Raw genomic sequence first — 16,674 nt, forward strand, 5'->3', positions numbered from 1 at the left:
CGTCACTGTAACAAATTTAGGATTTAAAATGAGCGAACAAGATAAAAACGTAAAACTTTCTGATAACGAACGTTTGAAAAGAGAAAGTAACTTTTTACGTGGCACCATAGAAAAAGATTTAAAAGACGAGATTACCGGTGGTTTTACTGCCGACAACTTTCAGCTAATTCGTTTTCATGGCATGTACCAACAAGATGACCGCGATATACGTGGTGAGCGTGCTAAGCAAAAGCTAGAGCCGCTACATAATGTAATGTTACGTGCACGTATGCCTGGCGGTATTATTAAGCCAGAGCAGTGGCTAGCAATCGATAAGTTTGCTGATGAAAAAACAAGCTACGGCAGTATTCGTTTAACAACGCGTCAAACGTTTCAGTTTCATGGTGTGCTAAAGCCTAATATTAAAGGCATGCACCAAATGCTTAACAGCGTAGGTATAGACTCTATTGCTACAGCGGGTGACGTTAACCGTAATGTGCTTTGTACTACTAACCCAGTTGAGTCTGAGTTACATCAAGAAGCTTACGACTGGGCTGCAAAAATTTCTGAGCATTTATTACCAAAAACGAAAGCGTATGCCGAAATTTGGTTAAATGGCGAAAAAGCAGAAACCACAGAAGAGCCAATTTTAGGGTCTAATTACTTACCGCGTAAATTTAAAACAACGGTAACTATTCCACCTAACAACGAAGTTGATGTGCATGCGAATGACTTAAACTTTGTGGCAATTGCTGATAACGGCAAGCTTGTTGGTTTTAACGTATTAGTGGGCGGTGGCCTTGCCATGACGCACGGCGATACAGCAACTTATCCGCGTAAGGCTGATGACTTTGGCTTTATTACGCTAGAAGATACCTTAAAAATTGCAGAGCATGTTGTATCTGTGCAGCGCGATTGGGGTAATCGTTCAAACCGTAAAAATGCAAAAACTAAATACACACTAGACCGTGTAGGTGTTGATGTATTTAAAGCAGAAGTAGAAAAACGCTCAGGCGTTACGTTTGCACCAAGTCGTCCGTTTGAGTTTACTCACCGAGGCGATCGCATTGGTTGGGTTGAAGGCATTGATGGTAAGCACCACTTAACGCTATTCATTCAAAGTGGTCGTATTTTAGACTACCCAGGCAAACCGCTTAAAACAGGTTGTCGTAAAATTGCAGAAGTTCACCAAGGTGACATGCGTATGACGGCAAACCAAAACTTAATTATTGCTGGCGTACCTGCAGATCAAAAAGCCGTGATTGAAGAAATTGCTCGTAGTCATGGCCTGATTGACGACAAAGATTCGCAGCAGCGTAAAAATTCTATGGCGTGTGTTTCACTGCCAACGTGCCCACTTGCAATGGCCGAAGCAGAGCGTTACTTACCAAGCCTAGTAGAAAAAACTGAAGCATTACTTGCCAAGCACGGTATACCAGATGACAGCATTATTATGCGCGTTGTAGGTTGCCCTAACGGTTGTGGCCGCGCAATGCTTGCAGAAGCTGGTTTAGTGGGTAAAGGCCCAGGTAAGTACAACGTTTACCTAGGTGGTAATTTAGAAGGTACACGTATTCCTAAATTGTACCTTGAGAACGTAGGCGAAGACGTTTACCTAGAAGCATTCGATAAGCTCATTGGGCAATGGGCAAAAGAGCGTAACGAAGGTGAGTGTTTTGGTGACTTTGTTATACGCAAAGGCATAGTTGCTGAAGTAAAAGTATCAGTAACCGATTTTCACGCTTAATTAAATACCAGCGCCAAAGCGCTGGTGAGGTTTGGAATTTACCATGAGTGAATTTAAAAACATTTTACAGCTAGATAAACAAAGCCAAGCGGCTATGTTAGCTGATGCTAATGGTTTGCTAGCGAATATGAGCGCAGAACAGCGTGTTGCATGGGCGCTTGATAACTTGCCTAATACGGCTTTTTTATCATCTAGCTTTGGTATTCAAGCGGCAGTAATGCTGCATTTAATGACCTCACAACGTCCAGATATTCCCGTTGTATTAACCGATACAGGCTATTTATTTCCTGAAACGTATCAGTTTATTGAACAAATGAGTGAGCGTTTATCACTTAACTTAAAGGTGTATAGAGCGCAGCTAAGCCCTGCATGGCAAGAAGCTAAGTTTGGTAAGTTGTGGGAGCAAGGCGAGGACGGCATTAAGCAATATAACCAGCTTAATAAAGTTGAGCCGATGACCCGCGCACTTAAAGAGATAGAAGCGGGCACGTGGTTTAGTGGTTTGCGTCGCGATCAATCATCTACACGTGCTGATAAACAGTTTGTAGAAATAAGCCGTGGTACCGTTAAAGTGTACCCGATTATTGAATGGTCTAACCGCGACGTGTATCAGTACCTGACTAAGCATGATTTACCTTACCACCCATTATGGGAACAAGGTTATGTGTCGATGGGGGACGTACATACAACACGTAAGTTAGAACCAGGAATGACAGAGGAAGAAACTCGCTTTTTTGGTTTAAACCGAGAATGTGGACTACACATGGATGGTGACGGCATTTAACGTCACTACGATGTAGTTAAATCGCAAATAAAAACGCAGCTTCGGCTGCGTTTTTATTTTCTTTTATTCGGGTACAAAAAATTGCCTAATTAAGTATTTTTTATTAGACTCAAGACATTAAAGGATTAACTAAAGCAGGAACGCTATGAAATACTTTACCTACTTAGCTATATCAATCATGGCTATTGCAGTCATCTCTTTGTTTTATTTAAAAAAGCCCGATGGTCAAACATGGCTTTCTGCATCATCAATTAGCAGTGAATCTGGGCAAATTAAAGAAAGAATGGTCGCGCTATCTAGCAATACTTTGGACCAAGCAGTGCTGGGTGTTAAGCAAGCTGGCGATAAAATTGCGAGCAGTATTTCTGATGAACCAATTGCTGCAAATGCTACCTCAAGTGGTAAAATTTTTAAGTGGCAAGACGAAACAGGCCAATGGCACTTTTCTGATACACCTAACCCACATGCAAAAAGTATTGAAGTAAAACTCGATCCTAAAGATATTACTGTTATTGCTGCAGAAGACACGTCTATTTTAAATACCTCTTCAACTCCAAACACAATGTCGGCTGCACCAGAGGGGATCAGTATTGTGAACCCAGATTCGGTTAAAAAGCTATTTAATGACGCCGAAAATGTAAAAGACAAACTAGAAAAACGTAATAAAGAAATTAATAATTTAAGTGCACTTTAATTATTTAGAGTGAGTGCTTTTATGGTTTTTTAAATAACGTTTTTCGGCTTCCATCAATAATACTGTTAAATATATTTTAGTGGGAAGCGACAGCAGCACGCCTACAGCAATACATGCCGCGGCTAAAATTATTCCTTTAATACCATGATTAACAGTGAAATAACTCGACACAATTAAAGTGTGGCCAGTAACAATAAGGCACAACCCAAGCACTATTGATGTTTTAAGTAGCCTAATTATCATTGTTTGCGACATAGTTACCTCACTAAGAGTAGCCCTAGGGCCTGTTTATCTTTCGAGGTTAAATTTGCAGCAGTGTGTTTGGTATTTAGGCAAGGCAGAGCCTATGTAGTGTGGTTATTCCCCATGAATAGGCGATAACGTGGAATAAATGCCAAACATGCGCTGCCCGAAGGGTTCTGCCTAGGGGCTATTTACTCTTTGTTGCTCGGTTTTTACTTAGCCCACTAGGTTACAAACCTCACGCCGCGATTAAATAGCCCCTAGGTTGAACAAATTTTAATCCTGAAAGGTCAACAGGCCCTAGTGTAGGCAAGCTTTAAATGCTTAGCATTGATTTAAGACAACAAACAGCACACATAAAAAAGCCCAGCTTATTACTAAACTGGGCTTTTAAATGTATTAACTACTGTCTTTGTTAGTCGAGCATATTACGCAGTACGTATTGTAAAATACCGCCGTGTTTGTAGTAATCCCACTCTTTAGGGGTATCAATACGTACATCTGCACTTAAGGTGACTTTTTTACCTTCGGCATTTGTAGCAATAACGGTTACTTCATCGGTTTTATCGTACAGGCCATCAATATCAAATTGTTCTTGCCCTGTTAACCCATGTGACTCGTAGCTTTCACCTTCTTTAAATTGCAGCGGTAATACACCCATACCGATTAAGTTAGAACGATGAATTCGTTCGTAGCTTTGTGCTACAACGGCTTTAACACCTAATAAGAGTGAGCCTTTGGCCGCCCAGTCACGAGATGAACCCGTACCGTATTCTTTACCCGCTAAAATAATGAGAGGCGTATTGTTTTTTTGGTACTCCATAGCTGCATCGTAAATGCTTGCTAAATCGTTTCCTGGTTGTGTACGTGTTACACCGCCCTCAGTTCCCGGGGCAAGTAAGTTTTTAAGACGCACATTAGCAAACGTGCCGCGCATCATTACTTCGTGATTACCACGGCGTGAGCCATACGAGTTAAATTGCGACTTTTCTACACCTTTCTCTTGCAAGTACAAACCTGCTGGCGCTTCTGCTTTAATAGCACCTGCTGGAGAAATATGGTCAGTGGTTACTGAATCCCCAAGCTTAGCTAAACAACGTGCGCCCTCAATCGTTGGAATACCCGGTGGTTCAACTTTCATACCATCAAAAAATGGTGCTTTTTTAATGTAGGTAGATGCGTCATCCCAATCATAAAGTTTGCCATCAGGTATTTGAATTTGCTGCCAGCGGCTATCGCCTTTGTAAACGTTAGCGTAGCTTTTTTCAAACATTTCTTTAGTAACTGTTTCTTTAACTAGGTCGCTCACTTCTTTAACGCTTGGCCAGATGTTTTTAAGGTAAATATCGTTACCATTAGCATCTTGTGCAAGGGGTTCGTTATATACGTCAATGTCGGTTCTGCCTGCAATGGCATAAGCAACAACAAGCGGAGGAGATGCTAAAAAGTTCATTTTAACATCTTGGTGAATACGCCCTTCAAAGTTACGGTTACCCGATAAAATAGAGCTAACCACTAATTTATGCTTTTGAATCGCATCTGATATTTCAGTTGCTAGTGGCCCTGAGTTACCAATACACGTAGTACAACCGTAGCCAACTAAGTTAAAGCCTAGGCTTTCTAGGTCATCCATCAAGCCTGCTTTTTCTAGGTAGTCGGTAACTACTTTAGAGCCTGGTGCAAGGGATGTTTTAACCCAAGGTTTTACATTAATGCCTAATTGCTTCGCTTTTTTAGCGACTAAGCCTGCGGCTAAAATAACACTTGGATTAGAGGTATTGGTACAGCTGGTAATTGCGGCAATAACACAAGCGCCATCGTTTAGCTCAAACTCTTGGCCTTTAAATTTAACTTTAGCGGCGCCCATAAACTGTGCTTCGTCTACTGGCTCATCTGGATTTGTTGTTGGGCCTTCACTTTCAATACGAGCTTGCTCTTCATCGCTTTTATCGCGACGAGCCATACGCTCATCTTGAAAGCCTTTTAAATGCTCGCCAATTACTTCACCCGCTTTATTTAGGGCAATTCTGTCTTGTGGACGTTTAGGGCCTGCAAGGCTTGGTACAACATCGTCTAATTTAAGTTCGAGTGTATCGGTGTAGCTTGCTTCGTCGCCATCGTTACGCCATAAACCTTGGTGTTTAGCATAATCTTCAATTACCTTTAGGTGTTTTTCGTCGCGGTTTGTTAAGCGAAGATAGTTGATGGTTTCATCATCAATCGGGAAAATACCACACGTAGCGCCGTATTCTGGTGCCATATTCGCTATGGTTGCTCTATCGGCAAGTGGTAGGTCGGCAAGGCCGTCACCATAAAACTCTACAAATTTACCCACTACACCATGGTTACGCAGTATTTCGGTTACCGTTAATACTAAATCGGTTGCGGTTGTGCCTTCAGGTAATCTGCCGCTAAGCTTCATACCAACTACTTGTGGAATCAATAAACTAATTGGCTGACCAAGCATAGCCGCTTCGGCTTCAATACCGCCTACGCCCCAACCAAGTACACCTAAGCCATTAATCATGGTTGTATGAGAGTCGGTACCGACGAGAGTGTCTGGGTAAGCGAATTTTTTGCCATCGCGCTCTTCATCAAAAACAACACGGGCTAAATACTCTAAATTCACTTGGTGAACAATACCGGTTGCAGGTGGCACTACTTTTAAATTATCAAAAGCGGTTTGTCCCCAGCGTAAAAATTCGTAACGTTCTTTATTTCGGTCATATTCAAGCTTGGCATTTAAATCAAATGCACCATCATTACCATAACCATCTACTTGTACCGAATGGTCAATAACAAGTTCAGCTGGCGATAACGGGTTTATTTTTGCAGGATCGCCACCTAGTTTTTCCATTGCATCACGCATCGCGGCTAAATCAACAATAGCGGGTACACCGGTGAAATCTTGCATAACTACGCGAGCTGGAGTAAAGGCAACTTCAGATGCAGGTTTTGCTTGAGGATCCCAATTAAGGAGGGCTTGAATGTCTTGTTCTTTAATATTTGCGCCGTCTTCGTTACGAAGAAGGTTTTCAAGTAATACTTTTAAGGAGAAGGGCAATCGTTTCGCTTTGTCGCCAAGTCCTTTTAGAGAATGAATATGATATTGCTCACCGTTTATTGTGAGCTGATGTTGGGTATCGAAACTATTATTCATTATTTGCCCCTTTATGAATTATAAAAATATTTTGAAGAGTGACCTCTGTAGTACTTGAGTTGCAAAGTGCATACCAATGTAAAAAGCCGTCTTTAGAGAACGAATTTTATACAATTATTATAGTAGAGATGATGCTGAAAAATTTAATTTCAAGAGATGATTTGAAAGACGAGGTAAGGTCAAAAGTTATTTTGACCTTTATTAATTACTGTAACCAACCTTGTTGCTTAGCTTTAATACTTAAATAAAGTAGAGCAATGGCAATTATGATTACAAAAACAGGCATAAATACAGCACTTGCGCCAAGCAGCTCAATACTATTTATGACCACAAAATTATAATATTGCTGAATTAAAATAGCGCCGAGCGATAGCGCAAAAGTAGGTGTTGCCAGCGCGTTTTTAGCAAGTAAAAACAGACAACCCAAAGTACTTCCAAATACAGCTACAGCAAATGCAATGGTTGACCAAAGAGGGATGTCAGAGTAGGCAGCTTGTTGATCTAACGGAAGTTTACCTATCATTTCGGGTGTCATCATCATGTGCATAGCAAATGCAATAACGCCAAGTAAGTTCCATACGAGTGCCGCCCATACCGCGGGTTTAAACCAGGTGGCTGGTGTGTTTTGTGACATATTATTACCTTGTTTTTATTATTATTAGCTAGGTAATTAAAGAGCAAAAAGGCCAACTATACAAGGTGGCCTTTTTATATAAAAAGAGGGTTTTTTAAATACTTAACCAAATGAAATAGGACGACGACCTGTTTTATCGTCAACTTTAGGCTTTTTAGTGCGCTTGCGCTTAGCTTTAGCTGGCTGATTTGTTGGTTGTGGTGCAGCTTGCTTTGATTCTGCTTGAGGTTGTGCCGCAGGTTTTTCTGCAGGAACTGCATCTTCACTTAACGCAAGTTGAAAAAACTCACCATCGAATTCTAGTACATCGCCACTGTATAATTTTTTCCGCTTTATTGTACAAATTTCATGGTTAACACCCACATAGCCTTCAGTGATTAGGTTTTTAGCTTGGCCGCCACCTTCAACTAAGTTTAATACTTTTAATAATTTACAAAGCTCAATCGGCTCTTCTTCTAACTCTATTTCTATATATTCTTCGTTCATATTTGCTCTCGGTGGGGTAACGCACAGGCTTTAGTATAAAGGCTTACAGCGACTTTTGCACCAAAGCAAGTAACTTTAGATAGCTGTAATACACAATTAGTTATGAAAGTTTTTAGGTATTTTATCTGTCTTTAAAAAAACTGAAGCAATTAAAAGTTAAGCTTCGTTGCAATCTTTTTTACGTATGGCTCGCTAATTGCTAAAACTCTGGCGGATTAATCAATGTGTAATGAATACATATAAAACGGAGTAGAAAATGGGCGTAAGATTAGCAATGAAAAAAGAGCTAATGGGCTTAGATAATTCAGATATGTTGACCGCAGATGATGTTAGGTCACACCTTACTAATCAAGTAAAAGAGCAAAAGGAAAATGCTGAACGTGGTTTTTCTGTGATTTCAAAATTTAACGATCACCATAGTCGCTTAGTGAGTGGCGATATGAAAAAAAAATCGGTACTTGAATTTCAACGCCATCGTTTATTTAAAGAAGTTTTATACACCCGTAAAAGTGTTGATGCGTGGTTAAATAGCCAAATTAGCTGATTTGCTATTTATCGAATTTCAATTAGACTACACTTGTAATCTAATTGGGGTTGATGATGAAAAATATACTCTTAGTGTGCTTGGCCTTTTTATTAGGTGCATGTCAGCAACCCACTGTGTATGTTTATACACAAGCATTGAGCGCAAATCAAAAGCAGCAGCTAGAAGCTAAACTGGCTGCTCAAACTCTACCTTATAAATACCAAAATATTGCAGTACCAAAAGCATATAAAAATGCGACGTTAATTGTCTCTTATAACGACTTTGATAGCGGGCAGTTAGAGCACTTAACACTAATAATGCAAAGCATGGGATTTGAACCTGACATTATTTACAGCAAAGCAGAGAATCATCACTACACTAATGGAAATATAGGTTTTTATTTACGTTCAGCTTTACAATGCACCGAGCTAAGTATGCCAAATATTATGCTTACAACGGGTTGCTTAAACGATAAATATAACAATATGCGCGTTTCATTTGACGGAAAAAAGGCGCAATTTACATTACCAAGTGGTGCTAAAGTGATGTTGGATTGGGAGCTTATTGAACCGTACTTAGTTATTTATTATCAAAATACATCGCAATCGTACACGCATACTACGCCTAAAATAAGCACACCCTTTGGTCAAAAACCGTCAGATACTTTTATTTACAATGCACATTTAAATAAACCAGCTTGGCTTAACTGCTCATTACAAATTGTTTATATGGATTGAGTGATAAAATTAACCGTGAGTTTCTATATGCTCGCTGAGCTTTGCAATACGCAAGCTCATACCTTCTATAATTCGGTCTTTAATTTTTTCACGTATTACATTAGGCAAGCGGGTAAGTGCTTCAGGGGTAATAGCAAGAACTATGCTGTCGGTTTTAGCGCGTGCGCTAGTGCTGCGTTCTCGGTTATTTATAAAAGCGCCTTCACCTATAAATTCACCGGGCTCTATAGTACCAAGTTCTAGCAAATGATTATGTTTAAATACTAATAGCGCGCCACTAAGTACAATATATAAGCGCTTGTCGTTATCGTATTGTTTAAATAAAAACTGATGCTGACTTACTAAATATAACAGGCCGAACGACTCCAATAAGACTTGGCGCTCGCTGAGCGTAAATTCCTTAAAAAAGTGCAGCCTGTTTATAATTTCCATTTGTTTAAACAAAGGAATATGTTCGATTAGCTTCATCAATAACCAAATATGTTAAAAGCGTTTAATCAGCTAATATTGCGCTCTTTTAATTTTCGGGTCAACGTGTTGCGTCCCCAACCAATTTTTATAGCAGCATCTTGCTTATGACCAGAACAATTAGCCAGGGCGGTTTTAATTAAACGAGTTTCTAGCTGGGCTTGAATGTCAGGCCAAATATTTTCTTTGCCTTGTTTAAGCTCTTGATTAAGCCATTGCTGAAACGCATCTAGCCAATCACCTTCTTCTTGGGTCGGTGAAGCATCCAGAATTTCCGGCGGTAAATCTTGCTCGCTTACAAGCTCACCCGGTGCCATAACTGTCAGCCAGCGACACGTATTTTCTAATTGGCGTACATTACCTGGCCAATTAAATAAACGTAATTGCTCAGTCGCTTTAGGGCTCAGTACTTTACTTTCTACTTGTAGCTCTTTAGCGCTTTTATGTAAAAAGTGTTGCGATAAGCTTTCTATATCTTCAGTACGCTCTCGAAGAGCAGGTAAACGTAGGCGCACAACATTAAGACGATGAAATAAATCATCCCTAAACTTGCCTTGTTTAACTAAATCTTCAAGGTTTTGGTGCGTAGCTGCAATAATGCGTACGTCCACTTTTATACTTTGATGGCCACCAACGCGATAAAACTCACCATCGGCAAGAACGCGTAATAAACGTGTTTGCACATCAAGTGGCATATCACCAATTTCATCTAAAAATAGTGTACCGCCATTGGCTTGCTCAAAGCGGCCTTTACGTACGCTATCGGCGCCCGTAAACGCGCCTTTTTCGTGGCCAAATAACTCTGACTCAACAAGCTCTTTTGGAATGGCCGCCATGTTAAGTGCAATAAATTGATTTTCTTTACGTGGGCTATGGTTGTGCAGGGCGCTGGCGACAAGTTCTTTACCTGTGCCAGATTCACCATTTATTAATACGCTCATGCTTGAGGCCGATAGTTTACCTATCGCTCTAAACACTTCTTGCATAGCGGGTGCTTCACCAATAATGTGGGCACTTTTTGGTGGAGCTTGCTTTCGCTTAGTTTTTTTAGTGGAGTTTGCTCTGCATGCGCTCTCGACTAGCGCCACTGCTTCGTTTAAATCAAACGGCTTAGCTAGGTATTCAAAAGCACCTTTTTGGAATGCATTAACTGCAGAGTCCAAATCTGAGTGGGCAGTCATTATAATAACTGGCAGCCCAGGGTTTTGCTCTGCTATAAGCTCAAGCAACGCCATGCCATCCATACCAGGCATTCGTACGTCCGAAACTAAAACAGTAGGTTGACTAAACTTTAATGCGCTTAATACATCTTGCGCATTAGCAAAGCTTTCTGCGTTAAACCCTGCACGGGTTAGTGCTTTTTCAAGTACAAATCGAATAGAAGCATCATCATCTACAAGCCAAACTGTTTTCATGCAAACTCCAAACATTAATCTGCAAAGGGCAGATAGATATTAAATTCAGTATGTCCAGGCCAGCTATCACATTCTATATAGCCATCATGTTGATCTATCAGCGTTTGCGCTATTGAGAGTCCTAACCCTGAGCCATCTTCTTTATTGGTTATCATAGGGTAGAACAGTGTTTCACGTACACTGGGATCAATACCTGGTCCGTTATCAGATATTTGGATCAACAAGGCTTTTTTAGGTGCTTTACCTGGGCGACGATGCTGATGATTAATGCGGGTTTTTATTGTTATTTCACCGCCATCTACAAGCGCCTGCTGAGCATTTCGAACAATGTTTAATACTACTTGCTGAATTTTACCTTGATCAATGTATACATCAGGAATGCTTGGGTCGTAATCCTTAACCAAGCTAATGTTAGAACAATTATCTAACGTACTTAGTCGTGCAACTGATTCAAGTGATTGATGTATATTGCCATACGATTTTTGCGGAAGCTGATTTGGCCCTAAAAGCCTATCTACTAATTCGCGTAATCGGTCAGCTTGCTCAATGATAAGTTCAGCACATTGGTCTCTTTCTTGTTGATCAACCTCATACTGCAATAACTGCGCCGCTCCGCGAATTCCACCTAAAGGATTTTTAATTTCGTGAGCTAAGCCTCTTATTAGATTTCGGGCTGCTTGGTATTGATGCATTTGATTAGATGCTTGGTCGTGCTTAATTTCGTCATCGGTTTGGCGCCACTCAAATAAAATATAAAGTGAGCCATCAAACTTAATTTGTCGTGTACTTACGGCTACTTTTGCATGGCGAGAATCGCTAAAAACCACGTCAGCTCTGTGCTGCTGGCAATCTACACCTTCAACTAATGAGTATTGTTCTATACGCTGCAAATCGATTGAATGGTAATTAAAAAGACTATCGAAAGGCTGATCTAATAGGCGCTTGTTACCAAGGCCAAGCAGTTCGCTAGTACTGGTATTGGCATAGACAACGGTGAAGTTTTTATCAAGCAACATGATAGCGGTTGTTTGATTTTGCCAAATAGCATCGAGTAGATCAGGGCTAAAGTTTTTATTATTAATCATAGTTGCACCATTTTAGTGCGTGGATATTTACAAGCAAGTTATATAGTAAAATACACTGCTGCACGTTTAGTAATGCCCCAATTTAGTTACTTAGGTTTAGCCCTTTTCGGTGCATAAAAAATATGCAGGGCTCACTTATAGCAATAACTTGGTTTTTACTATTAAAAAGCTTTAATTGTAGTGTGTGCTCACCACGTTCTACATCTCTTATTGCAAAGGTTGAACTGTCACTGGCTGGGCCATGTGCTTTGCCATCAATAAAAAGTTGTATAGTAAAACCAGTTTCAAAGCGTGGTTTTATTCGGCTAGTAACATAAACAGTGCCGGTATTTTCACGAATAGTCTGGTTATGATCAGGTGAGGAAATGGCAATACTAAAGGCCGCTTGTTGGGGCTGGGGTTGCTCGTCAAAAATGTCAGTATTTGTTGCAGGCATATTAAGATCTTGGCTGGTAAGCTTTACCTCTTTAGCACCTTTATGAGGGGTGTCAGAGAACACTAATACGCCATTTTTATCTTTCCAAGCGTATATCTTTGTTTCACCAGCGTAACCATAATTGCTTAATCCTAAAGCAATTAATAGTAATAAAATCTTGTTGTTCACTCTGCAGCCCTGCATTTTTGTCGGTAACTTAACTTTAGTGGAGATTGATTAATTTTACCATTAAAAAAGCCCGCAAAGCGGGCTTGAGAACACACATATTTTATACAGCTAAATTAACAGCTGTAGTACATTTCAAACTCAACTGGGTGAGTTGTCATGTTAAGCTTTTCAACTTCTTTAGATTTAAGTTCGATGTAAGCATCGATTAAGTCGTCAGTGAATACACCACCTTGAGTTAAGAATTCACGGTCTGCGCTAAGTGCAGATAGTGCTTCGTCAAGTGATGCTGCAACAGTTGGGATTTCTGCTGCTTCTTCAGCTGGTAAGTCATATAAATCTTTATCCATAGCATCGCCAGGGTGGATCTTGTTTTTGATACCATCAAGGCCAGCCATAAGCATTGCTGAGAAAGCAAGGTATGGGTTAGCTGTTGGATCTGGGAAGCGTACTTCAATACGACGACCTTTTTCAGATGGAACCACTGGGATACGGATTGATGCAGAACGGTTACGTGCAGAGTATGCAAGCATAACTGGTGCTTCAAAACCTGGTACTAAACGTTTGTACGAGTTAGTAGAGGCGTTTGCAAAAGCGTTAATTGCTTTAGCATGCTTGATGATACCGCCAATGTAGTAAAGCGCATCTTCAGAAAGGCCGCCGTACTTATCACCAGCAAAAAGGTTTACACCATCTTTAGCAAGTGACTGGTGACAATGCATACCAGAACCGTTATCACCAACAACTGGCTTAGGCATAAACGTTGCTGTTTTACCGTATAAGTGAGCCATGTTATGGATAACATATTTCATTTCTTGGATTTCATCCGCTTTTAATACCATTGTATTAAAGCGAGTAGCAATCTCGTTTTGACCTGCTGTTGCAACTTCGTGGTGATGTGCTTCTACTACTTGACCCATTTCTTCTAGAACTAGACACGTAGCTGAACGCCAATCTTGGAAGTCATCAACAGGAGCAACTGGGAAGTAACCGCCTTTAATACCTGGACGGTGACCTGTGTTGCCATCTGCATATTCTTTATCTGAGTTCCAAGCAGCTTGCTTAGAATCAATTTTGTACATAGAACCAGACATATCTGATTTGTATTTAACGTCGTCAAATACGAAAAACTCTGGCTCAGGGCCAAATAAAACTGTATCTGCAATACCTGTAGAGCGCATGTAATCTTCAGCACGCTTAGCAACAGAACGCGGGTCGCGCTCATAACCTTGAAGCGTAGAAGGCTCTACTACGTCACAACGTACGATTAATGTTGATTCTTCAGTGAAAGGGTCTAGTTTGATTGATTCAGCAACTGGCATTAATACCATGTCTGATTCGTTTATGCCTTTCCAGCCTGCAATTGAAGAACCGTCAAACATTTTACCGTCTTCAAAAAAGTCTTCATCAACTTGGTGATGAGGAATAGATACATGTTGTTCTTTACCCTTAGTGTCAGTAAAGCGTAAATCAATGAACTTGACGTCATTTTCTTTAATAAAATCTAAAACCGATTGTGACATGTGTCCTCCAACTATTGGGTTTTGTTATTGCTGCATAATTGCTTTGGGATTTACTAAGCTGATTTTGTGCCATTTTTATAACTAGCTGTTTATAAATTAAAAAAATATCGTTGCATCAAAATGGAATGTACAAACGCACCATGTTGGTGCGTAAATTTTCCTTTTTGGTGCAAAATTTACAGGGCACAATTTGCTGCTAATTTAATCGCTCGGAAATAGCATAACCTAAATGCAAAAGAGTACCAAAAAGATCAGCAAAATAGCCAAAAAGGCTGTTTTTCAAAAAAAATTTGAAATTTAATTCATATAATTGTCATATATAAAACAGATACTTAGTAAAAGTATTGAGAAAGTTTTGAAATTTATATTGGATAAACTTTCATCCATGTCATTAATGAGGGATAATATGCGCCCTTTTAAATCCTATGCTGGGACATCTCGCGAAAGCGTGGATGAGTGCGTAGATCTTGCAGGATCAATGAGAATTTAATTTCTCTGAGTAAATATATGAGCATCGAACAGTTAAGAAATATAGCGATTATCGCGCACGTTGACCATGGTAAAACAACACTGGTTGACAAACTACTTGAGCAATCAGGTACATTAGAAACACGCGGCGGTAACGAAGAGCGCGTGATGGACTCAAACGACATTGAGAAAGAACGTGGTATTACCATTTTGGCTAAAAACACAGCCATTTCTTGGAATGACTACCATATCAATATCGTAGATACCCCGGGACACGCCGATTTCGGTGGTGAAGTTGAACGCGTACTTTCGATGGCTGACTCAGTATTATTACTTGTTGATGCTCAAGAAGGTCCAATGCCGCAAACGCGTTTCGTTACGCAAAAAGCATTCGCGCAAGGCTTAAAGCCAATCGTCGTTATCAATAAAATTGATAAGCCAGGCGCTCGTCCAGATTGGGTTATGGATCAAATCTTTGATTTATTCGACAACCTTGGCGCGACTGACGAACAGTTAGACTTTAAAGTAATCTACGCTTCAGCAATCAACGGTTGGGCAACACTAGATTTAGACGAACCATCAGACAACATGGAACCTATGTTCAAGATGATCGTTGAAGAAGTATCACCACCGGATGCAGATCCTGAAGGTGACTTCCAAATGCAAATTTCTCAACTAGATTACAACTCTTATGTTGGTGTAGTTGGTATTGGTCGTATTAAACGTGGTTCTGTTGCTCCTAACCAACAAGTTACTATTATCAGTGCTGATGGCACTACACGTAATGGTAAAATTGGTGCAGTACAAAGCTACCTAGGTCTTGAGCGTATCGAAACTGATAGAGCTTACGCTGGTAACATCGTAACTGTAACAGGTATTGGTGAGCTTAAGATTTCTGATACAGTTTGTTTCCCAGGAAACGTTGAAGCATTACCACCACTAAGTGTTGATGAGCCAACTGTAACAATGACATTCTCTGTAAATAACTCACCTTTCTGTGGTAAAGAAGGTAAGTTTGTAACGTCACGTAATATCCGTGAGCGTTTAGACAAAGAATTAGTACACAACGTAGCACTTCGCGTTGAAGATACTGCAAGCCCAGATAGCTTCCGTGTTTCTGGTCGTGGTGAATTACACCTAGGTATCTTAATCGAAAACATGCGTCGTGAAGGTTACGAGCTTTCAGTTTCTCGTCCAGAAGTTATCTTACGTACTGTAGATGGCGTTCTAGAAGAACCGTTTGAAACAGTGACTATTGACTGTCAAGAAGAGCATCAAGGTTCTGTTATGGAACAAGTTGGCCTACGTAAAGGTGAACTTACTAACATGACTCCAGATGGCAAAGGCCGTATGCGTTTAGACTTCATGATCCCAAGCCGTGGTTTAATTGGTTTCCAAACTGATTTCATGACGCTTACTTCGGGTTCTGGTCTTATGTACCATACGTTCGATCATTATGGTCCTCATAAAGGTGGCGCTATCGGCGTTCGTAAGAACGGCGTAATGATTGCAAACGCAACTGGTAAAGCACTTACTAACGCATTATTTAACTTACAAGAGCGCGGCCGTTTATTTATCGGTCACGGTGTTGAAGTATACGAAGGTATGGTTATCGGTATTCATAACCGTGATAACGACCTTACAGTTAACGCCCTTAAAGGTAAGCAGTTAACTAACGTACGTGCATCTGGTACTGATGAAGCGCAAACGCTTTCTCCGCACCTTAACTACTCACTTGAGCAAGCGCTTGAGTTCATCGATGATGACGAGCTAGTTGAAGTTACTCCACTAAACATTCGTATCCGTAAGAAACACCTTACAGAAAACGAACGTAAACGTGCGGGTCGTGCACCTAAGTCATAATCTATTAATTTAGAATAATGATTTTAAAAGCCGCTGTATTGCAAAATACAGCGGCTTTTTTGTGGATGAAAATAAGAGCTGTTAGCTATAGTCGTCAGTTGAAAGTATTTAGTTAAAAATTATATGACTACTGTTTTGAGATGAAATTTCCATAATATATTTACCTCTAAAAGCGCAGCGCCTCTTAACCTCTTTGTGAATAATTTACTTAAAGATCTTTTGCACAAGGAGAAGAAAGAGAGAGAGCTGAAACAGCCGATA

Annotated in this window: 15 protein-coding genes; 6 read left to right on the forward strand and 9 right to left on the reverse strand. The window is 40.3% G+C overall.

Going from position 1 to position 16,674, the window contains the following annotated elements; translation table 11 throughout:
- Positions 1-28 precede the first annotated feature (28 nt).
- The 3 genes from cysI (at position 29) to H5157_RS12385 (ending at position 3,204) form a co-directional block, all read left to right on the forward strand.
- Positions 29-1,726 carry an assimilatory sulfite reductase (NADPH) hemoprotein subunit gene (gene cysI, locus H5157_RS12375; protein ID WP_182696275.1) on the forward strand — a complete coding sequence of 566 codons (1,698 nt, stop codon included), beginning with the start codon at positions 29-31 and terminating at the stop codon, positions 1,724-1,726.
- Between the two features lie 43 nt (positions 1,727-1,769).
- Positions 1,770-2,510: a phosphoadenylyl-sulfate reductase gene (locus H5157_RS12380; protein ID WP_002961106.1), complete on the forward strand. Its 741-nt coding sequence runs from the start codon at positions 1,770-1,772 to the stop codon at positions 2,508-2,510.
- A 145-nt stretch (positions 2,511-2,655) separates the two neighbouring features.
- The gene (locus H5157_RS12385) at positions 2,656-3,204 is read left to right on the forward strand and encodes a DUF4124 domain-containing protein (protein WP_182724782.1); all 549 of its coding nucleotides are present in this window, start codon (positions 2,656-2,658) and stop codon (positions 3,202-3,204) included.
- Here H5157_RS12385 and H5157_RS12390 read toward each other — a convergent pair whose 3' ends face one another.
- The 4 genes from H5157_RS12390 to H5157_RS12405 all read right to left on the reverse strand — a co-directional run bounded on the left by H5157_RS12390 (position 3,205) and on the right by H5157_RS12405 (position 7,727).
- The gene (locus H5157_RS12390; protein WP_182724783.1) at positions 3,205-3,459 is read right to left on the reverse strand and encodes a hypothetical protein; all 255 of its coding nucleotides are present in this window, start codon (positions 3,457-3,459) and stop codon (positions 3,205-3,207) included.
- 403 nt (positions 3,460-3,862) lie between these two features.
- Positions 3,863-6,607, reverse strand: coding sequence for an aconitate hydratase AcnA (gene acnA / locus H5157_RS12395; protein ID WP_182724784.1), 2,745 nt, complete (start codon positions 6,605-6,607; stop codon positions 3,863-3,865).
- Between the two features lie 205 nt (positions 6,608-6,812).
- A complete protein-coding gene (locus H5157_RS12400; protein ID WP_182724785.1) occupies positions 6,813-7,241 on the reverse strand; it encodes a hypothetical protein in 429 nt (142 codons plus the stop codon).
- A 102-nt stretch (positions 7,242-7,343) separates the two neighbouring features.
- Positions 7,344-7,727: an RNA-binding S4 domain-containing protein gene (locus H5157_RS12405; protein ID WP_182724786.1), complete on the reverse strand. Its 384-nt coding sequence runs from the start codon at positions 7,725-7,727 to the stop codon at positions 7,344-7,346.
- A gap of 256 nt (positions 7,728-7,983) precedes the next feature.
- Here H5157_RS12405 and H5157_RS12410 point away from each other — a divergent pair, with 256 nt between their 5' ends.
- Positions 7,984-8,271: a hypothetical protein gene (locus H5157_RS12410; protein WP_165728334.1), complete on the forward strand. Its 288-nt coding sequence runs from the start codon at positions 7,984-7,986 to the stop codon at positions 8,269-8,271.
- A gap of 56 nt (positions 8,272-8,327) precedes the next feature.
- Positions 8,328-8,990 (forward strand): hypothetical protein, encoded by a 663-nt coding sequence (locus H5157_RS12415; protein WP_182724787.1) that lies wholly within the window; start codon positions 8,328-8,330, stop codon positions 8,988-8,990.
- 9 nt (positions 8,991-8,999) lie between these two features.
- Here H5157_RS12415 and H5157_RS12420 read toward each other — a convergent pair whose 3' ends face one another.
- From H5157_RS12420 to glnA, 5 genes are all read right to left on the reverse strand, one after another.
- Entirely contained in the window at positions 9,000-9,458 is a 459-nt protein-coding gene (locus H5157_RS12420) for a cyclic nucleotide-binding domain-containing protein (RefSeq protein WP_010554789.1), read from the reverse strand.
- A gap of 29 nt (positions 9,459-9,487) precedes the next feature.
- Positions 9,488-10,873: a nitrogen regulation protein NR(I) gene (gene ntrC, locus H5157_RS12425; RefSeq protein ID WP_182696281.1), complete on the reverse strand. Its 1,386-nt coding sequence runs from the start codon at positions 10,871-10,873 to the stop codon at positions 9,488-9,490.
- A gap of 14 nt (positions 10,874-10,887) precedes the next feature.
- Positions 10,888-11,958 (reverse strand): nitrogen regulation protein NR(II), encoded by a 1,071-nt coding sequence (gene glnL, locus H5157_RS12430; RefSeq protein WP_182724788.1) that lies wholly within the window; start codon positions 11,956-11,958, stop codon positions 10,888-10,890.
- 82 nt (positions 11,959-12,040) lie between these two features.
- Positions 12,041-12,562, reverse strand: a complete 522-nt coding sequence (locus tag H5157_RS12435; protein ID WP_182671859.1) for a DUF4124 domain-containing protein — start codon at positions 12,560-12,562, stop codon at positions 12,041-12,043.
- A gap of 113 nt (positions 12,563-12,675) precedes the next feature.
- The gene (glnA, locus tag H5157_RS12440) at positions 12,676-14,082 is read right to left on the reverse strand and encodes a glutamate--ammonia ligase (protein ID WP_002961121.1); all 1,407 of its coding nucleotides are present in this window, start codon (positions 14,080-14,082) and stop codon (positions 12,676-12,678) included.
- A gap of 507 nt (positions 14,083-14,589) precedes the next feature.
- On the opposite strand from glnA, the gene typA reads away from it, so the two are divergent.
- Entirely contained in the window at positions 14,590-16,413 is a 1,824-nt protein-coding gene (gene typA, locus H5157_RS12445; protein ID WP_002961123.1) for a translational GTPase TypA, read from the forward strand.
- Positions 16,414-16,674 lie beyond the last annotated feature (261 nt).

Origin of the sequence: Pseudoalteromonas sp. SG43-3, assembly GCF_014164385.1 — a bacterium.
Classification (GTDB): Bacteria; Pseudomonadota; Gammaproteobacteria; order Enterobacterales; family Alteromonadaceae; genus Pseudoalteromonas; species Pseudoalteromonas distincta.

Bases quoted from the DNA above. Each gene is read 5' to 3' on its own strand.
- cysI (WP_182696275.1), top strand. From the start codon at position 29: ATGAGCGAACAAGATAAAAACGTAAAACTTTCTGATAACGAACGTTTG.
- H5157_RS12380 (WP_002961106.1), top strand. From the start codon at position 1,770: ATGAGTGAATTTAAAAACATTTTACAGCTAGATAAACAAAGCCAAGCG.
- H5157_RS12385 (WP_182724782.1), top strand. From the start codon at position 2,656: ATGAAATACTTTACCTACTTAGCTATATCAATCATGGCTATTGCAGTC.
- H5157_RS12390 (WP_182724783.1), bottom strand. From the start codon at position 3,459: ATGTCGCAAACAATGATAATTAGGCTACTTAAAACATCAATAGTGCTT.
- acnA (WP_182724784.1), bottom strand. From the start codon at position 6,607: ATGAATAATAGTTTCGATACCCAACATCAGCTCACAATAAACGGTGAG.
- H5157_RS12400 (WP_182724785.1), bottom strand. From the start codon at position 7,241: ATGTCACAAAACACACCAGCCACCTGGTTTAAACCCGCGGTATGGGCG.
- H5157_RS12405 (WP_182724786.1), bottom strand. From the start codon at position 7,727: ATGAACGAAGAATATATAGAAATAGAGTTAGAAGAAGAGCCGATTGAG.
- H5157_RS12410 (WP_165728334.1), top strand. From the start codon at position 7,984: ATGGGCGTAAGATTAGCAATGAAAAAAGAGCTAATGGGCTTAGATAAT.
- H5157_RS12415 (WP_182724787.1), top strand. From the start codon at position 8,328: ATGAAAAATATACTCTTAGTGTGCTTGGCCTTTTTATTAGGTGCATGT.
- H5157_RS12420 (WP_010554789.1), bottom strand. From the start codon at position 9,458: ATGAAGCTAATCGAACATATTCCTTTGTTTAAACAAATGGAAATTATA.
- ntrC (WP_182696281.1), bottom strand. From the start codon at position 10,873: ATGAAAACAGTTTGGCTTGTAGATGATGATGCTTCTATTCGATTTGTA.
- glnL (WP_182724788.1), bottom strand. From the start codon at position 11,958: ATGATTAATAATAAAAACTTTAGCCCTGATCTACTCGATGCTATTTGG.
- glnA (WP_002961121.1), bottom strand. From the start codon at position 14,082: ATGTCACAATCGGTTTTAGATTTTATTAAAGAAAATGACGTCAAGTTC.
- typA (WP_002961123.1), top strand. From the start codon at position 14,590: ATGAGCATCGAACAGTTAAGAAATATAGCGATTATCGCGCACGTTGAC.